This window comes from Solidesulfovibrio carbinolicus, assembly GCF_004135975.1.
In the GTDB taxonomy this organism is placed as follows: Bacteria; Desulfobacterota; Desulfovibrionia; order Desulfovibrionales; family Desulfovibrionaceae; genus Solidesulfovibrio; species Solidesulfovibrio carbinolicus.
Window position 1 is genome coordinate 3343569 of record NZ_CP026538.1, and the last position, 17270, is coordinate 3360838.

The following is a 17270-nucleotide window of genomic DNA, read 5'->3' on the forward strand; positions in this document are numbered from 1 at the left end:
CGCACCTCTTCCCTATTCCTCGTCGCCGTCGTCCTCGTCCTTGGGCTTGAGGTGTTCGGGCACGATGACCATTTTGAGCAGCAGCGGCTTGAGGAAGCTCCAATCGATGTGGATATGGTACTCTTCCTCAAGGTCGCGAATGGCGTCCCAGCAGTTGTGGCAGGGCGCGATGACCAGCTTGGCCCCGGTGGCCAGGATCTGGTCGCGCTTGGTGAGAAGCGCCTTGTTGCGCATTGGCCGGAACTTGCCGATGCCGTTGAAGCCGCCGCCGCCGCCGCAGCAGTAGTTATGCTCTTTGTTGGGCGTCATTTCAACGAGATAGCCCGGTTCGACGAGATAGGACAGGATCTCGCGGGCGGTCTCGGCCAGACCCCAGTTGCGGATGTAGTTGCAGGAGTCCTGATAGGTGACAGTCTGCTTGATCCGCTTGGCCGGGTCGATCTTGAGCTTGCCTTCGCGAAGGGCCTCGGCCACCCACTGGACGTAGTGGATGTAGGGCGCGGGCGGCTGGCCGTCGGGACGACCGGCCCAGAAGGGGCCTTCGATGACCGTGGCCCGGTGGGCGTGGCCGCATTCGGTGCCGATGACCCGCTTGGGCTTTAAGCGCTCGATGGCCGCGTAGACGTTTTCCACCTGCAGCTTGCAGGCTTCCCAGTCGCCGGCGAACATGGACAGGCTGGTCTGCTCCCACCCTTCGCTGGGCACGGTCCAATTTTCCCCGGCGATGTGGAACAGGATGGCCGCCTCGGCCAAGTCCTCGGGGTAGTGCTTGGGCTCGCGGGCGTTGCAGGTGTACATGATGTCCGCGTCTTCCTTGTCGACGGGGATCTCAAGACCCGGCCAATCGTCCTGCTGCTCCTCGGCCATCCATTCGCACGTCTCCACCCAATCCTCGGTGGTGACGTCCATCTGGGCGCGGTAGACGCGGTGCATGCCCGCGCCGATCTTGAGTTCCCAGGGCACGAACCCCTGGGAATAGAGCAGGCCGCGGGTGTAGCCCATCATGACGCCCATATCGATGCCGTGGGGGCAATACATGGCGCAGCGGTTGCAACAGGTGCACTGGGACCAGGCCACTTCCATGGCATGGCGCATGAACGCGTTGTCCACGTCGCCCTTGCGGCGGATGATCTCGCCCAAGGTGGTCTGAATCTTGTACGACGGCACCTGCTCGGGCTTGCAGTCGTTGACCAGATACAGAAAGCAGGAGTCGGCGCACAAGCCGCACCGGGCGCAGATGTCGAGCCAGGTTTTCGTGCGCGATTTGCAGGTTTTCTGGATGGTTGCCCACAGTTTTTCGCGGTCAACCTCCAGCGACAGCATTTCCTCGTAGTATTTCGTGCCGCGCGTATCGGAGAGCAGAGCCTTGAGCTCCTCCTCCGTCGTGATCGGCCGCTTATTACAATAAATCCCTTCAGGCATGACGTGTCACTCCTTGGCGATATCCCGCCGGCCGGTTTACCAGACGATGCCGCTGCCGCGCTGACCGCCGCGCTTGGTGCCGAAGTCGATCCCGATCTGGGCCCGGGAACAGAAGAACAGCACGGCGTGGGACAGCTTGGTGAACGGCACGGCGATGAGCCAGATTTCGCCGGTGATGATGTGGGCGAGCAGCCACCCGTTGCCGTCGCCGCTCTGGTGGGCGGCCACGAAGCCGGTGACCAGGGGGGCGAGGCTGATGGCCATGATCCCCAGATCCTGGCGGGTGGTGATGATGCGCACTTCGCTTAAGCCGAAGCGGCGCAACAGGATGAACAGGCCGGCCAGAACGGCCAGGATGGTCAGGATGTCGGCCAGCCCGTCGGGCATGGTCGGCCAGGACACGCCGAAGCGCTCGGCCACGATCATGACGTGGGCGTAGAGGAAGATCGGCACGATGACCAGGCCGATGTGCAGCAGGAAGAAGGCCGTGGCAAAGACCGGCTTGGCCCGCCAGCTGCACGAGGCAAAGGGAATGAGCCAGTGGAAGATGGACTTCAGCGCCCCTTTGACGGCCAGATCGGGTTTGTGGCCGTAGGCCACGCGGTCAAGCTGCCAGTTGAGGCCCTTGACGTACATATAGGCGCGCCAGGCGCAGCCGAGGATGCATATGGCGAACGACAGCCACAGCATCGGACCCGTCAGGAATGCATACATTGGTGTTCTCCTTGGCGATCGCGGTCCGATCAGCCTAGTAGCGGCGTTTACGCTCTTCCTTGTCCGTGAGGAAGTGCCAGAATCCGACGAAGCAGATCAGCACGACGCCCATGAGGACGTAGGTGATGCTCTTGTTGTGGAGCATCAGGTCTTGCAACGTATTGAACATGGCTGTTCCCCTGTCCTAGTGGGACGAGTCTTTGTAGGCCGGATGCACGTAGAAGATGGGCATCCGGGTGACGATGAACCGGAAGGCGATGACGCCGATGGTGACCACGAACAAGGAGATGATGATCTCGCCCGCGCTCGGGAAGTAGCGGTCAACGCTGGGCAGCTGCCAGTTAAAGGCCACCAGGCTCACGTTGAACCGATTGAGCACGATGCCGAGCACCGTCCACAGGGCGGTGAACCGGGCGAGCTTCAAGTTGCGGTCGCGGTAGGCCACGGCGTAGGCATAGCACGGCAGGGCCACGAAGCCGACGACCTCGACCAGCCACCAGGCGCCGTAACCGGTGCCCAGGAACTGCCAGCGGTTGTCCATGGCCAGGCCCAGGAGCTTCATGGCCAGGTAGCCGGCCATGATCCAGGCGGCCGCCTTGGAGAAGGCCATCTGCAGGTCTTCGTAGCCAAGGTTGTATTCGTCGTCCATCTTGTGATGGAAGTGCTTGTGCGACAGCGTTCCCTCGAAGATGACCATGGACATGCCGGCGAACATGCTGGACATGAAGAACATGACCGGCAGGTACGGCGTGTACCACAAGGGGTGCAGCTTGGACGGGGCGATGAGATACAGCGCGCCCAGCGAGCTCTGGTGCAGGGTCGAGAGGATGACGCCCAGGATGGTCAGGCCCATGGTCAGCTTGACCAGGATGTCGCGGTACTTGTCAAATCCCCGCTTCCACTCCAGGGCGGCCGGCAGGTATTCGAGGAACAGCACCGTTAAGTAGATGAACACGCACAGACCGACTTCAAACAGGATGGACGTGGTCCCCTGCTGGTAGAAGATCGGGTACGGCAGACGCCAGGGGCGGCCGACGTCGTAGTTGAGGGCAAACACGACCAGGGCGTAGCCCAAAAAGGCCGTCAGGATGGCCGGGCGCACCGCGCCGTGAAAGCGCTTGAACCCGAAGATGTAGCAGGCGGCCGAGGTGGTATAGCCGCCGGCGGCCAGGGCGACGCCGCACAGCAGGTCAAACCCGATCCAGATGCCCCAGGGGTTGTTGTCGGAGAGGTTGGTCACCGCGCCCAGGCCCATGGTGAAGCGCATGATGGTGACCACCACGCCGGCGGCCAGGATGATGCCGGCGACGATGTTCCAGGGAGTGAAAAGCGTCCCTTTCTGAGTTTCCGTCGACATTACGCGTCCTCCCCTTCTTCGCCGGCCTTGGCGGCGGCTTCCAGGGCCTTTTTGACCTCGACCTCGATGCGCCGCTTGTTAGCCACCTCGGCCTTGGCCAGTTCCTCGGAGAGCTTGGCTTCGGCGTCGGCGCTGGCCTTGGCGATGGCGGCCGAGACGGCGGCCTGCTTCTCGGACTCGGCGATCTTCTCCTTGCGCTTGCTGATGGCGTAAAGCCCGGTCAAGAGCACCGGCCAGATGCCGGCCACGGCCGGCACGGCGGCCAGGGCCCCGGAGGTCAGCTCCGGCGCGGAGGTGGTGCCGAGGTTTTCGTCCATGCCCAGGGCGGCAAAGGACGGCTTGGGCGCGATGGTCAGCCAGCTCGTGCCGCCCATCTCGCGCTCGCCGTAGACATGCTCGACGTAGCGTCCGGGATTGCCGCCGATGCGGTCCCAGGCCAGGTTGAGCAGTTCCCGGCGCTTGCCGAAGACAAGGGCTTCCTTGGGGCAGGCCTCGACGCAGCCGGGCAGCTTGCCTTCGAGCAGGCGCGGCTGGCACATGGTGCATTTCATGACCCGGGGAGTGAAGGCCTTGTCGTACTCGTAGGCCGGGATGTTGAACGGGCAGGCCACCATGCAGTAGCGGCAGCCGACGCAGACGTCGGGGTCGTAGACCACCGCGCCGGTTTCGGACTTCTTAAACGCCGCCACGAAGCAGGCCGAGGCGCAGGCCGGCTCCATGCAGTGGTTGCACTGGATCTTGCGGAAGACCGGCGGCTTGCCGGCATCCGGGACGTACTTGTTGACGATGGTGTAGGTTTTGGCGTCGGTGCGGCGCGTGGCGTCGAGCACCGTCAGATCGTCAAAGGCCTTGGCGGGCTTGGGCAGGTCGTTGACCTGGTTGCAGGCCGCTTCGCATTTGCGGCAGCCGATGCAGCGCGAGGCGTCGAAGAGCACGCCGCCCGCGTTGGGCAGTCCCTTGACGTCGCCAAGCGACGCGGCCTTGGCCGTCGCGCCGGAGCCCAGGGTGACGCCGGCCGCGCCCAGAAGGCCCAGAAAGTGTCTACGTTTCATTGTAGCGAGACCTCTGCTGGTTTGGGTCCTATTGCTTCTTTTCCTTGTGGCAACCGGCGCAGTCCGTGGCGGCAGGCACGGGCTTGGCGCCCGGAGCCTTGCTGACGACCTTGCCCTCGATGCCCATTGCCTTGTGACAGCCCATGCACTGGTTGTGGTAGGCGGCCTTGAGCGCCGGACGGGCGGAGGCGGTAGTCGTTTCGACGGCCTGGTGGCAGTTGCCGCAACGCGGCGGCGTCTTCGAGGCCGGGCTGTTGTGGTGGCAGCCCTGGCACACGGCGGCGTCGGTGGCGTGGAAGGCCCCGGCCAGCTTGCTGTCCTTCATGCCGTCGAGCATGGCCTGGACGATCTGGCGGTGGGGCAGGACCGACGGCTCGTAGTCCTTGGACAGGGACCCGATGGTCACGGTCTGGGGGATGTCCTCGACCGGGAAGGTCGTGGTCACGTCGCGCTTGCCGGCCAGCAGCTTCTTGGCCAGGTCGGCTTCGGCGGCGGCGGTGTCGGCGCTGGCCGGCTTGGCCATCATGGAGGTCATGGCCTCCTGCAGGGCGGCGTCGCCGGGCACGTGGCAGGAACCGCACTTGTCCACCCCGCCGATGCCCTTGGGCATGGGGTCGTGGCAGCCGGCGCACTCGGGCTTTTTCTGGGCCACGGCGTGGCAACCGGCGCAGCTCTGGGTCGCGCCGACGTTGTGCATCGCGCCTTCCAGGGTCACGAATCCGCCTTCCTTCACGCCGGCCGGGGTGTGGCACTTGGCCGAACAGGAGGACAGGGCGGCGTGGTGGCAGGACACGCAGGTCTCGCTCTTGGCTTCGTGGTACTTGTGGTCAAAGGGCACGGCGGGCATGCCGGCATAGGGCTTGCCCGGAGTGGCCATGGAGGTCTGGACGGCGGCCGGACGCACCATGACGTAGTCGGGCTGGCCGCGCTTGATGCGCAGGTCCGCGCCCTGGGGAACTTTCTTTAAGGACGTCTCGGCGATGGCCTTCTGATCCAGGGGGCCATGGCAGCCGGCGCAGGTGACCGGGCCGGTGGGCACGTCCTTGCCGGCGGCGGCCGCGGCCTTGTGGCAGGTCACGCATTCGCCGTGGGCGGCCAGGCGCAGGGAGCGGATCTCCTTGGGCTGGCGGTTTTCCACCACGGTGGTCGTCTCGCCGTGGCAGTACGAGCAGGAACCGGGGACCTCTTCCGGCTTGGGCGCGGGAACGGTCTTGCCGGTCTTCTCGCTGAAGATGTGGTGACAGGCGCCGCACTTGTTGTCGGCTTTTTCCTGGGTGGCGGCGTGGCGGTAATGCAGCCGCTTGTCCACGACCAGGGGCTGCCAGTTGGAGGCCACGTCAGGCGTGGCGTTGTGGCAGCCTTTGCACTGGACGTCGGTGGGGCCGGTCTTCTGGCCGGCGGCCGCCATGTCCTTGTGACAGCTGATGCAGTTGTTGTGGTAGTTGTCGCGCAGCTTCTCGCCGGATACAGGCTTGCCCTGGCTCATGTATCCGAGCTGCATCACGCCGTCCTTGTCGGACAGGTGACAGGTGCCGCACTCTTTCTTGTAAAAGTCTTTCTGCTTGCCCAAAGCCGTGGTGTGCTTGTCGTGCAAAAACGCCACGGTGGGTTGCGACAATTTGCCGTAGGCCTTCATTGCATCGATGGTGACGATGTCGGCCCGCTGCTTGTCGCTGACCGGCTGGGCGGCGGTGGCCCGGCCCATCGGCAAAGCGGACAAGCCGCCAATGCCGCAAATGGCCAGGACGGCCAGCAGCTGTCTCATGCGCCGTTTTCCGTTTTTCATACCTTCTTCGACCCTCTGCTTACGTGTTGCTTTCGCCCTTCCCCAGGTTGGCAATAGACGTACTGCTCCTGCCCTCGCACCTCCCTTGGCCCGCGGTCAAAATCATGGACTTGCGATCCAGAACGCAACCCGGCGACAGGCTTGGCGAAAACTGCCTATTGACAGTGCCCGCCAAGTTTGTCACGAGTTGCAAAACTTGCGTGACAATAAAGTTAGCCGCTTTTGTGAAAATTGTCACCTCATTTTTTCTTTTCGTGATAAACGAAACCCGGAGGCCACGTTGAGCGGCATTGACCTGGAGCACGTCCTGGGGGATATGGGACAGCCCATGCACGACCACGACACCACGCCCCCCATCGAGGCGAACGAACCCAATTTTCTCACGGTCGAGCAGATGCGCTGCCTGGACGCCGCCTTTGCCGCCTGGGTGGCCAAGGCCAAGGGCAAACGGTCGGTGGTCTCCCGCAACCGCACGCGACTGGTCTTTTTGCTGCTGCGCTATACCGGAGCGAAATTGGGGGAAATTCTGGCCATCGACGACCAGAAGGACTTTGTCCTGGCCTGCCGCAAGGTGCTGCTTGGCGGCGGCCGCGACACCGACGCCAAGCCCCGGCGCGAGGTCTATCTGCCCGGAGAGCTCCACGCCGAACTCAAGCAACTCCTGCGCGACCCGGATTACACCCCGCACCGGGGGGGAATTTTCCATCTCGACCAGGGCTACGTCCGCCGGGTCATCTACGACCGGGCCAGCGAAGCCGGCATTCCCAAGCACCTGGCCAACCCCAACACCCTGCGCCGCTCCCGGGCCGTGGAACTGCTGCAAAACGGCGTGCCCCTGACCGTGGTCCAGCGCATCCTGGGGCATCTGACCGCCAACTCCACCGCCGCCTTCCTTGATCTGCCCGAGGAAGAGCAAAAGCGCCTGGAAAAGCATTTCCTCGACCGGGAAAACCGCCGGGCGGCCGGGCAGTACAACACCTTTTTCGGCAAGATCGCCGCCATCGAGGCCGGCGAGATCCAGTCGCGCCTGACCGTGCGCACCTTGGGCGGCCACGACCTCACGGCGGTCATTTCCACCAAGAGCCTGGAAGCCCTGGGCCTGCGCCTGGGCGGGCTGGCCACGGTGCGGGTCAAGGGCGCCCTGCTCGCCCTGGCCGACGCGGCCGAAGCGGGCGTCGCTCCGGACACGCACCCGGCCGAGAACCGGTTTCGCGGCGTGGTCGAACGGGTGACCCGGGGCGCCGACGTCGCCGAGGTGGTGGCCGCCCTGGCCGACGGCACGCGCATTTCCGCTACCCTGGGCCTGGACGCCCTGGCCGAGCTGCGGTTTTGCCAGGGCGACGGCGTCACGGTCCTTGTCAGCGCCTTTTCCGTCATTGTTTCAGCGGGTTGATCACAACACTCGCCTGCGTCCGGCCGCCCTGTTGGCGACCCCGCACAAATACGCTGGTTTTTAGGGGAAATCTGGATTAGGTTCTGGCGTTGCTTTCACACAGGCTTCGCGGCTGGCCGGCCTGCCGCGCCGTCACCGGAGGGTCCGCCATGACGCCTCGCCTGGCCCTGCCCAAGCTCGCCGACCTTGCCGCCGCCTTGCCGCGGCTTTTGCGCTCCATCCGCTGCTCGCTCATCACCAAACTGGCCATCGCCTCGGGCGCGGCCTTGATGCTCTTTTTCTTCCTGTGGTCGTCGCTCAACATCAACGCCATGAAGACCCTGTCCACCGAGGCGGCCATGTCGGACATGGACCGCCTGGGCAACACCATTAACCTCGGCCTGCACTATGCCATGCTCACCTACGCCCCGGATTCCATCCGGGAGATCATCAAGAGCATCAGCACCCAGCAGGGCATCATCTCCATCCGCGTCTACAATAAAAAAGGCCAGATCAAGTATTCCAACCTCCTCTCCGAGATCGACGAGACCACCGACATCAAGGAAGAGGCCTGCTACGTCTGCCACCGCACGACCCCGCCCCAGGTCCACATTCCCCGGCGCGAGCGCACCCGCTTTTTCACCGACGCCTCGGGCCATCCCTGCATCGGCATCCTGCGCCCCATCGAAAACGAACCGTCCTGCGCGGGCGACCCCTGCCACGTCCACCCGGCCGACAAGAAGATCCTGGGCCTACTCGACATCACCGTGTCCCAGGCCGGCAGCGAAGCCATGCTGGCCGGCTACACCGAACGCAATTTCCTGGCCGCCCTGGGCGCGGCCGCCGGCACCTTCCTGGTGCTGTTTCTGTGCACCCACCTTTTGGTCAACCGCCCGGTGCGGGCCATGATCCGGGCCACCAGGGCCATTGCCTCGGGCCGGGGGTTCACGGGCCTTGACCTCAAGCAGTCCGACGAACTGGGCGAGCTGGGCCGGGCCATCGACACCATGGGCCGCGAGGTGTTCGCCAAGCAGTACGAGCTGGTGCGCCAGAAAAACCGCTACCAGGACCTTTTTGAGCACGTGCCCTGCACCATCACCGTCCAGGATAAGAACCTGCGCCTTTTAAGCTACAACCAGGCCTTTGCCGACGAATTCCACGCCCGCCCCGGGGAGTACTGCTACAAGGTCTACAAGGGCCGCGACGAACCCTGCGTCCACTGCCCGGTCATCCGCACCTTCGAGGACGGCCTGCCCCACGTCACCGAGGAGATCACCGTGGACCGCGACGGCTGCCGTCGCACCTTTTTCGTCAGCACCTCGCCCATGACCGACGAATCCGGGGCCATCGCCTCGGTCATGGAAATCAGCCTGGACATTTCCGAGAGCAAGTTCCTGGAAGAGGAGCTGGAGCGTTCCCGCAAAAAGTATCAGGCCATCTTCAGCTGCATCCCCTCGGCGCTTTTCGTGCTGTCCCCCGAGGACCTGACCATCCTGGAATGCAACGCCAGGCCCGAGACCCTCTACGGCTACCAGCCAACGGAACTCCTTGGCCGGCCGTTTCTTTCGCTGTTCGACGAACCCGACGTCGCGCCCTTCGAGGCGGCCATACGGGCGCAGCGCCACATCGACCGGGTGCGCCACCGCCGCAAGGACGGCACGGGCTTTTTCGCCGCCGTGCGCACCTCCTCGGCCGCCTATCCCGGAGCCCAGGTCTACCTGGCCTCGGTCACCGACATCACCAGCCGTCTGGAGACCGAACAGCAGCTCATCCAGGCCAGCAAGATGGCGACCCTGGGCGAGATGTCCACCAGCGTGGCCCACGAACTCAACCAGCCCATGACCGTCATCCAGACCATCGCCGACCTCCTCGTGCGCCGAGTGCGCCGGGGCCAGTGCGTGGACCAGGACACGCTGACCGAAATGGCCGAGGGCATCAGCCGCCACATCGCCCGGGCGACCAGCATCATCAACCACATGCGGGAATTTGGCCGCAAAGCCGACCGCCACGTCGCCGCCGTGTCCCTGGGCGCGGTCATAAGGCGCACCTTTGAGCTTTTTTCCCAGCAGCTCAAGGTCCGCAACATCGAGGTGACCTTCGAGCTGCCGGACGACCTGCCAGACGTGGCCGCCCAGGCCAATCCCCTGGAGCAGGTGTTCATGAATCTGCTGTTAAACGCCCGGGACGCCGTGGACGAACGTTACGGCCAGCAATCCGTGCCCGGGGTCAAGCGCATCGCCATCGCCGCCGGGCTGGACACCGTGGACGGCAGGCAATTCGTGACCGCAAGCGTGGCCGACAACGGTCCGGGCATCGCCCCGGAGGTGGTCGGGCGCATCTTCGAACCGTTTTTCACCACCAAGGAAGTGGGCAAGGGAACGGGGCTCGGGCTGTCCATCAGCTACGGAATCGTCAAGGATTACGGGGGAGACATCGTGGCCGACGCCGCGCCGGAGGGCGGCGCGCGCTTCACCATCCGGCTGCCGGTCTGGCCCGATCCCGGCCAGTCCCCCCAGAGCGAAGCATTCCCGCCCCGCGACTGACGTTTTTCCTTGCCTGTCCCGGCCCATCCGTTTCATAACGGACGCCGACACTAACGCAGCCGGAGGCCCCCATGGCCCATACCATCCTGATCGTGGACGACGATCCGGATATTGTCGCCTACCTCGAGGACGTCTTCACCGACGAAGGCTACCGCACGGTCTCCGCCCGAAACGGCAAGCAGGCCCTGGCCGCCATTGAATCCGAGCGCCCCGACGCCATCACCCTGGACCTGGAAATGCCGGACATGACCGGCCCCAAGTTCAACCGCGCCCTGGAGAAATCCGGCCGCGACATCCCCATCGTGGTCATCACCGGCCATCCCGGCCTCAAATACGTGATCCCCGGAGCCCGGGCCGTGTTCGACAAACCCATCGACCGGCTGGCCTTACTCGCCGCGCTTCGTGATATTCTCGGACAGGACGACAACTAAAAAAAGCCCAGGACAAGCCGTTTTAGGCAAATGGATAATTCACGGTTGGCAGAGGAAGCAATTCGCGTTACAAAACGCCAGGATGCGACGCAGCGCGCCCGGGTAAGCCATCACCCGGGCCAAGCCACAAGGAGACGGGCATGGCCAAGAAAATCATGGTGGTCGACGACGATCCGCAGATCATCTCGTACCTGACGACCCTTTTTGCCGACAACGGCTATGACGTGTGCAGCGCGTCCGACGGCGAAGTCGCCCTTTCGGTCCTCGAAAAAGAGCGCCCCGACTGCATCACCCTGGACCTGGAGATGCCCAACGAATGGGGGCCGCGCTTTTACCGCAAATACAGCCAGAAAGAAGAGTTCAAGCACACGCCGGTCATCGTCATCAGCGGCCTCGACGGCCATGACCAGTCCATCCGCAAGGCCGTGGCCGCCATCCGCAAACCCTTCGAGCCCGAAGCGGTGCTGACGGCCGTCAAAAAGGCCCTGGGCGAGTAGCCGCGCCCCTGCAGAAAGACGACGGTAGTTTTGAAGAAAAGGTAATGGTTTTAAGCTGCTGCCCGAAAAACGCCAGGGGCGGTTTTCGGGGACGCGACACGAAAGTCCAGACCCGCTTTCCGGGTTGTCCCTGGCCGGCCGGTCGCGTCAAGCCCATGCCGCAAGGCGGCTGCAAACGCCCGGAGTCTTCCCGGGCCGCAACAACGCGCTCCAAGGCGGGACCCGGCGGTCCCGCCTTTTTCGGTCTGACCGGCTGCTTGGGTCGGTCCCGGTCGGCTCAAGCAACCTCGGCGTCATCACCCGGACAACGGCCGCCCCTCCCCTCCCCCGCGCCCAGGTCCGGCCCAAGCCCGGTCCAACGCCAATAGGCCGGCGGAATCTCGATATGCATGTCCGCTTCGATCTCGGGCATGTGAAAAAGAAAATAGAGCGACGGGCTGGGCGGCACGCTGTAAAGCCGCCCGGCCATGCGCCGACGGATAAGCCCATCAGGCAGCCCGTACTCCTGGGCCACCGCCAAAATCGCCTCCCCGATCATTCGCATCCCGTCGGCCGAAAACCGCACCGAATGCAGCCGGATCGCATGGGCCGGCCGGCCGTTAAGATAAACCAGCTCCTCGCCGACGCCCGATCCCGGGGCATACTGCTCTGGACGAAACATGAAAGCGCCTCGCGGTTGAAGTTGCGCCCTGGCGGGCGTTTTCTCCGCTTTATTGAAATTGAATTTCAATGTCAACATCTGCCCGCGTCGAGTTCCTCGGATGGGCAGGCCCTTCCCCGCCGCGATTGACAACCATCCGCCAGAGCATCAACTAACCAGGAGCGGCGCAGCCGCTCCGACTTCACCTGCAGCCCGGAGGCGCTCCCATGACCCTCACCCAAACCTATCTCTGCCTGGGCGCGGCCATCGTGGCCGAAGTCGTGGCCACGACCACGCTTAAGACCACCGCCAACTTCACCCGCCTGTGGCCGAGCCTGGCCGTCATCGCCGGTTACGGCGTCTCGTTTTACCTGCTGACCTTCGCCCTGACCGTCCTGCCAACCGGCATCGCTTACGCCATCTGGTCCGGGGTGGGCATCATCCTCATCTCCGCCGCCGGCTGGCTCCTCCACGGCCAACGCCTGGACGCGCCGGCCATCATCGGCCTGGGCCTCATCATCGCCGGCGTGGTGGTGGTCAACGTCTTTTCCAAAAGCATCAGCCACTGACCAGGACCAACCGTTTTAGCCCGCCTCCCGGCCGCACAAACTGCCGGCGTCGCCCAGGCACTTTCGTCCGCCGCCGGCCGCTGCCTCGCCGCCGCCCTCGGCCAAACCCTGCAAAATGCCGCAGTCGGCCACGGGCGTCACGCCGCAACACCGCTCCCGCAACCCGGCCAACTGCTCACGCAAGGCGGCCAGCCGGGCGATGCGCTCGTCCACATGGCCGATGTGGGCGTCCAAAAGCGCCGTCACCCCGGAACAATCCGCCCCGCCGCCATCCTTGACCCCAAGAAGCGTGCGGATCTCGCCAAGGCTCATCTCCAAGGCCCGGCAATTGCGAATAAACGCCAGCCGGGCCAGATGCCCGGCGTCATACAACCGGTAATTGCCCTCGCTGCGGCCCGGCGGCGGCAACAAACCCTCACGCTCGTAATACCGCACCGTGTCCGCCCCGCAGCCCGCCTTTTTGGCCAGTTCGCCTATGCGCATGATGATTATCTCTCTGGTGGTGGAAGATGAGGAAATGCCTCCGGCGGCCGGGAGGGGCTCAGCCCCTCCCGGACCCTCCCGAAAGGGGGACGAGGAGGAGGCGGTGGTTTTTCGGGGCCCGTGAAAAAAAACTTGACCCTGGAGTTGCTCCAAGGTGTCTCATGATCGCGGATGAGGCAAGGAGTTGTTTATGTCCCACGAACATGCCCATGGCCACGGTCATGACCACGAACCCTGCCGCTGCGACGGCCCCAATTCCGGGCTGTCCGGCGCCGCGCCCGGAAACGGGCACGGGCACGAACACGGCGGTGCCGCCGGAACGCTGCTTGGCCCTCTGGCCAAGGCCGACATCTTCCCCTGCTGCTGCGGCGGAGCCTGCGGCGACAGCGCCGCCAAGCCCCAGGCCCCGGCCGATCTGCCGCCCGGCCAGAGCGTCGACGTCTTTCGCATCGAAGCCATGGACTGCCCCACCGAAGAGCGCCTGATCCGAAAAGCCCTCGAACCCATGGCCGGCGTCAACGGCCTCGCCTTCAACCTGCTCGGCCGGGAACTGACCGTCAGCCACGACCTGCCTTCCCCCGACGCCATCACCGCCGCCATCGCCGCCCTGGGCATGGAAGCCGTGCCCGTGGACAAGGGCCGACCGGCCGCCCCCGAGCCGGCTCCGGTCTGGATGACGCCGAAGCTGGCCGCGTCCCTTGCCCTGGCCGTGGCCGCCGAACTCCTCGAATGGCAGGAGGTGGCCTCGCCCTGGCTGCCGGCGATCTGCGCCGTCGTTGCCATCGCCCTGTCCGGCCTGCCGGTCTTCAAAAAGGGCTGGCTGGCCGTGCTGCGCCGCGACCTCAACATCAACGCGCTCATGAGCGTGGCCGCCGCCGGCGCGGTGCTGCTGGGCCAGTTCCCCGAGGCGGCCATGGTCATGGCGCTGTTTGCCATGGCCGAAAAGCTCGAAGCCGCCTCGCTCACCCGGGCCAAGAACGCCGTGGCCGCCCTGCTCGCCCTGGCTCCCCAGGAAGCCACGGTCATCGGCGACGACGGGTCCGAAGCCGTGGTCGCGGCCGGGGACGTGGCCGTGGGCAGCCGGATACGCCTGCGCCCGGGCGAGCGCGTGCCCCTGGACGGCGCGGTCGAGGCCGGCCGGTCGGCCCTGGACCAGTCGGCCGTCACCGGCGAGTCCCTGCCCGTGGAAAAAGGCCCGGGCGACCAGCTCTTCGCCGGCACGGTCAATCAGGAAGGCGAGCTGATCTACCGCACCACCGCCCTGGCCGACGACTCCACCCTGGCCCGCATCACCCGGGCCGTGGTCGCCTCGCCCGGCAAAAAAGCCCGCACCGAACGGTTCGTGGACCGCTTCGCCGCCGTCTACACCCCGGGCGTCTTTGCCGTGGCCCTGGCCGTGGCCGTGGGGCCGCCGCTGATTGCCGGCGCGTCCTTTGCCGACTGGATCTACAAAGGGCTGGTCATCCTGGTCATCGCCTGCCCCTGCGCCCTGGTCATCTCCACCCCCGTGTCCATGGTCAGCGGCCTGGCCGCCGCCGCCCGGCGCGGCATTCTTATTAAGGGGGGCCTATTCCTCGAACAGGGCCATAGCCTCAAAACCATGGTCCTCGACAAGACCGGCACCCTGACCACCGGCCGGCCCAGCGCCGCCGAAACCATCGATCTGGCTGGTGACGCCGCCGCCAACCGGGCCATCGCCGTCAGCCTGGCCGCCCGCTCGGACCATCCCGTGTCCAAGGCCCTGGCCCGGGCCGGACGCGAGGACGGGGTGGCCGCACTGCCCGTGGCCGACTTCGCCGCCCTGCCCGGACGCGGCGTGCGCGGCGTCGTGGACGGCGTTCTTTACCATCTCGGCAACCACCGCCTTATCGAAGAACTGGGCCTGTGCGGCCCGGCCATCGAAACCCGGCTGGAAGCCCTGGAAGCCCAGGGCCAAACAGCCGCCCTCCTGGCCGGCCCGGACATGGTGCTCGCCATCTACGCCGCCGCCGACATGATAAAGCCCCATAGCCGGGAGGCCGTGGCCGAGCTGCACAGCCTGGGCATCCGCACGGTGCTGCTCTCCGGCGACAACAGCCGCACCGCCGCCGTCATCGCGGGGCAAGCCGGCATCGACGAGGCGCGCGGCGATCAGCTGCCCGAGGACAAGGCCGCCGCCGTGGACGCGCTGACGGCCAGGGACGGCGGCAAGGCGCTCGTCGGCATGGTCGGCGACGGCATCAACGACGCCCCGGCCCTGGCCCGGGCCGACATCGGCTTCGCCATGGCCGCCGCCGGAACCGACGCGGCCATCGAAACGGCCGACGTGGCCATCATGGACGACGACCTGCGCAAGGTGGCGGCCTTCGTGCGCCTGTCCCGGGCAACCGTCTCCACCCTCAAACAGAACATCGCCCTGGCCCTGGGCCTCAAGGGGCTGGTGCTGGCGCTGACCCTGCTCGGCTACGGCTCCATGCTGCTGGCCGTCTTCGCCGATATGGGCACAAGCTTGCTGGTGATCGCTAATGGACTGCGGTTATTAAGGAAATGAGGGAATAAGAGAGAAGAGAAGATGCCTCCGGCGGCCGGGGGCCTGAGGCCCCCGGACCCCCCAGCGAAAGAAAAGGGGGTAAAGGGGAGAGCGCCATAAAAAAGCCGCCGTCGGGGATACCGGCGGCGGCTTTGCCTTGCGGAGAAGGAAAACTAGAACGGCACGTCGTCCATGCCCGAGGCTTCGGAGGGGAAGGCCGGGCCGAGGTCGTCTTCGGGATAGGACTGACGCCCGCCGCCCTGCTGGGGCCGGCCGCCGGCCTGCTGGCCGCCTTGGCGCGGCGCGCCGCCGTAGCCGCCGCCCTGGCCGCCTGGCTGATTGCCGTAGCCGCCCTGTTGGCCGCCGCCGCGACGCGGGGCGAAGCCCTCGTCGCCGCCCACGGGGGCCTCGGCGGTCTGGCCGCCGCGCGAATCCAGGCCCTGGACGGTGTGGCCGGGGCCGGACACCACCACCTCGGTCATGTAGCGCTTCTGGCCTTGCTGGTCGTCCCAACTGCGGGTGCGAATGCTGCCCTCAATATAGACCAGCCGCCCCTTGGCGAGGTAGTTGTTGCAAAATTCCGCCGAGCGGCCGAACACCTTGACCCGGTGCCATTCGGTCTTCTCGACCTTGTTGCCCTCGCGGTCCTTGTAGGATTCGTCGGTGGCCACGCTGAACTCGGCCACGGGCTGGCCCGAAGGCAGGTAATTCAGCTTGGGGTCCTGGCCCAGACGACCGACGAGAATGACTTTGTTGATGCTTCCGGCCATGGCGGACCTCCTTTGGCGCGAGAGAAATTAGGGGCGCGGGGCGAGCTTTTCCAGCTCCCCGAGCGCGTCTTCCAGTTGATAGGACGCCTGGTCGGCGGCCTTGGGATCGCGGTTGCCCAGCGCCCCTTCCAGGGCCGACTTGGCCGCCATGACCTTTTCCAGGCCCGGCGTCATGGCCTTGCGGTCCGGGGCGGGCAGATCGCCCAGGCGGATGCGGTCGTCCAGCACGCCGGCCAGTTCCACCAGCCCGCGCGGCCCTTCGGACGGCGTGGGCTCCACGGGCCAAGCCAGGGCGTAGAGCTTGGGAAAGCGCTTTTCGGCGCCGGCCTCGTCGTAGGTCTGGGCTATGACGCGAATCTGCAGATATTCGCCCATGACGGCTATTCCTTTTCCTCCCAGTCCGTGCGCACGCGGTTGACCACGTCCTGGATAAGGTCGGTCTGGTCGGCCGGACACACGCCCACAAGGGGCGCGCCCTGGTCCACGTTCTGGTCGTGCTGGAAATAGACGGCGTAGATGATGCCTTCGGGGCCTTCGTAGAGCAGCGGCTTCTCGCGCTTCATGCGCGAGACGATAAAAAGCTCCATGCCGGGTTTGACGGTCACCGACCGCGCGCCGGAAGCCTTCACCTTCTTGTCCACGCTCGGGATGAAATAGTATTTGGCCCGTTCCGGGGCGCGGAAGAGGTAGAGCACCTTTTGCAGGATGCTGGCGATGACCTCGTCCTTGGACAGGTAGTGGCGGATGACGACCAGGGGCGTGCCGGCCTCGACGAAGCGGCCTTCGAGTTCCCGGTGGACCGTGCCCACCACGCCCTTGGCGTTGGCGTAAAGGGGCTTGTCGTTATGCTCCCGAGTGAGCTTGGCCAGAAGCGTGCCGGGCTTTTCGCCGTAGGCCCCGGAAATGCCGGTGACGCGCGTGCCGGGTTCGATGCCGGCGAAGGTCACCACGCCGGTATGGGGCGAAGCCACCACGATTTCCTCGTAGGGCGCGGCCTTGATGTCTTCGAGCAGGGCTTTGACGTCGATCACGTATGTCTCCCGTCGGCCGAATTGTCGCGGCCGTGGGTTTAAGCGCTTGTTACATCGCGGCGAGGTCGGCCGCAAGGGTTGCGCGTACTCGCTG

The 17270-nt window shown here is 65.4% G+C and carries 17 protein-coding genes; 6 read left to right on the top strand and 11 right to left on the bottom strand.

Annotation, left to right across the window (positions count from 1 at the left end; translation table 11 throughout):
• Positions 1 to 12 precede the first annotated feature (12 nt).
• The 6 genes from hmcF to hmcA are packed head-to-tail and all read right to left on the bottom strand — an operon-like array spanning position 13 to position 6331.
• Positions 13 to 1422 (bottom strand): sulfate respiration complex iron-sulfur protein HmcF, encoded by a 1410-nt coding sequence (hmcF, locus tag C3Y92_RS14865; RefSeq protein ID WP_129353833.1) that lies wholly within the window; start codon positions 1420 to 1422, stop codon positions 13 to 15.
• Between the two features lie 36 nt (positions 1423 to 1458).
• Positions 1459 to 2136 carry a sulfate respiration complex protein HmcE gene (gene hmcE, locus C3Y92_RS14870; RefSeq protein WP_129353835.1) on the bottom strand — a complete coding sequence of 226 codons (678 nt, stop codon included), beginning with the start codon at positions 2134 to 2136 and terminating at the stop codon, positions 1459 to 1461.
• Positions 2137 to 2170: 34 nt separating this feature from the next.
• The gene (hmcD, locus tag C3Y92_RS21705; RefSeq protein ID WP_006921815.1) at positions 2171 to 2305 is read right to left on the bottom strand and encodes a sulfate respiration complex protein HmcD; all 135 of its coding nucleotides are present in this window, start codon (positions 2303 to 2305) and stop codon (positions 2171 to 2173) included.
• Between the two features lie 15 nt (positions 2306 to 2320).
• Positions 2321 to 3493: a sulfate respiration complex protein HmcC gene (gene hmcC, locus C3Y92_RS14880; protein ID WP_129353837.1), complete on the bottom strand. Its 1173-nt coding sequence runs from the start codon at positions 3491 to 3493 to the stop codon at positions 2321 to 2323.
• Entirely contained in the window at positions 3493 to 4545 is a 1053-nt protein-coding gene (gene hmcB / locus C3Y92_RS14885) for a sulfate respiration complex iron-sulfur protein HmcB (RefSeq protein ID WP_129353839.1), read from the bottom strand. The genes hmcC and hmcB overlap by 1 nt, the downstream gene beginning before the upstream one ends.
• A gap of 28 nt (positions 4546 to 4573) precedes the next feature.
• On the bottom strand, positions 4574 to 6331 hold the full coding sequence (gene hmcA, locus C3Y92_RS14890) for a sulfate respiration complex hexadecaheme cytochrome HmcA (RefSeq protein ID WP_129353841.1): 1758 nt from the start codon (positions 6329 to 6331) through the stop codon (positions 4574 to 4576).
• 280 nt (positions 6332 to 6611) lie between these two features.
• On the opposite strand from hmcA, the gene C3Y92_RS14895 reads away from it, so the two are divergent.
• The 4 genes from C3Y92_RS14895 (at position 6612) to divK (ending at position 11174) form a co-directional block, all read left to right on the top strand.
• Positions 6612 to 7724, top strand: a complete 1113-nt coding sequence (locus C3Y92_RS14895; RefSeq protein WP_129353843.1) for a TOBE domain-containing protein — start codon at positions 6612 to 6614, stop codon at positions 7722 to 7724.
• Between the two features lie 149 nt (positions 7725 to 7873).
• Positions 7874 to 10246, top strand: coding sequence for a PAS domain S-box protein (locus C3Y92_RS14900; protein ID WP_129353845.1), 2373 nt, complete (start codon positions 7874 to 7876; stop codon positions 10244 to 10246).
• A gap of 71 nt (positions 10247 to 10317) precedes the next feature.
• Positions 10318 to 10677: a response regulator gene (locus C3Y92_RS14905; protein WP_129353847.1), complete on the top strand. Its 360-nt coding sequence runs from the start codon at positions 10318 to 10320 to the stop codon at positions 10675 to 10677.
• A gap of 140 nt (positions 10678 to 10817) precedes the next feature.
• Positions 10818 to 11174 (top strand): DVU0259 family response regulator domain-containing protein, encoded by a 357-nt coding sequence (divK, locus tag C3Y92_RS14910; protein ID WP_015859983.1) that lies wholly within the window; start codon positions 10818 to 10820, stop codon positions 11172 to 11174.
• Positions 11175 to 11451: 277 nt separating this feature from the next.
• Here the strand turns inward: divK and C3Y92_RS14915 are convergent, their stop codons facing one another.
• Positions 11452 to 11913 (bottom strand): hypothetical protein, encoded by a 462-nt coding sequence (locus C3Y92_RS14915; protein ID WP_129353849.1) that lies wholly within the window; start codon positions 11911 to 11913, stop codon positions 11452 to 11454.
• 128 nt (positions 11914 to 12041) lie between these two features.
• Here C3Y92_RS14915 and C3Y92_RS14920 point away from each other — a divergent pair, with 128 nt between their 5' ends.
• Positions 12042 to 12383 (top strand): SMR family transporter, encoded by a 342-nt coding sequence (locus C3Y92_RS14920; protein ID WP_129353851.1) that lies wholly within the window; start codon positions 12042 to 12044, stop codon positions 12381 to 12383.
• A 15-nt stretch (positions 12384 to 12398) separates the two neighbouring features.
• Here C3Y92_RS14920 and cadR read toward each other — a convergent pair whose 3' ends face one another.
• On the bottom strand, positions 12399 to 12866 hold the full coding sequence (gene cadR, locus C3Y92_RS14925) for a Cd(II)/Pb(II)-responsive transcriptional regulator (protein WP_006921806.1): 468 nt from the start codon (positions 12864 to 12866) through the stop codon (positions 12399 to 12401).
• A gap of 190 nt (positions 12867 to 13056) precedes the next feature.
• Here cadR and C3Y92_RS14930 point away from each other — a divergent pair, with 190 nt between their 5' ends.
• Positions 13057 to 15396 carry a heavy metal translocating P-type ATPase gene (locus C3Y92_RS14930; RefSeq protein WP_129353853.1) on the top strand — a complete coding sequence of 780 codons (2340 nt, stop codon included), beginning with the start codon at positions 13057 to 13059 and terminating at the stop codon, positions 15394 to 15396.
• A 152-nt stretch (positions 15397 to 15548) separates the two neighbouring features.
• Here the strand turns inward: C3Y92_RS14930 and C3Y92_RS14935 are convergent, their stop codons facing one another.
• Genes C3Y92_RS14935 through C3Y92_RS14945 form a run of 3 tightly spaced genes read right to left on the bottom strand, consistent with a single transcriptional unit; the run spans position 15549 to position 17176 of the window.
• Positions 15549 to 16145 (bottom strand): single-stranded DNA-binding protein, encoded by a 597-nt coding sequence (locus C3Y92_RS14935; protein WP_129353855.1) that lies wholly within the window; start codon positions 16143 to 16145, stop codon positions 15549 to 15551.
• Between the two features lie 27 nt (positions 16146 to 16172).
• Entirely contained in the window at positions 16173 to 16520 is a 348-nt protein-coding gene (locus C3Y92_RS14940) for a hypothetical protein (RefSeq protein WP_129353857.1), read from the bottom strand.
• A 5-nt stretch (positions 16521 to 16525) separates the two neighbouring features.
• A complete protein-coding gene (locus C3Y92_RS14945) occupies positions 16526 to 17176 on the bottom strand; it encodes a biotin attachment protein (protein ID WP_129353859.1) in 651 nt (216 codons plus the stop codon).
• Positions 17177 to 17270 lie beyond the last annotated feature (94 nt).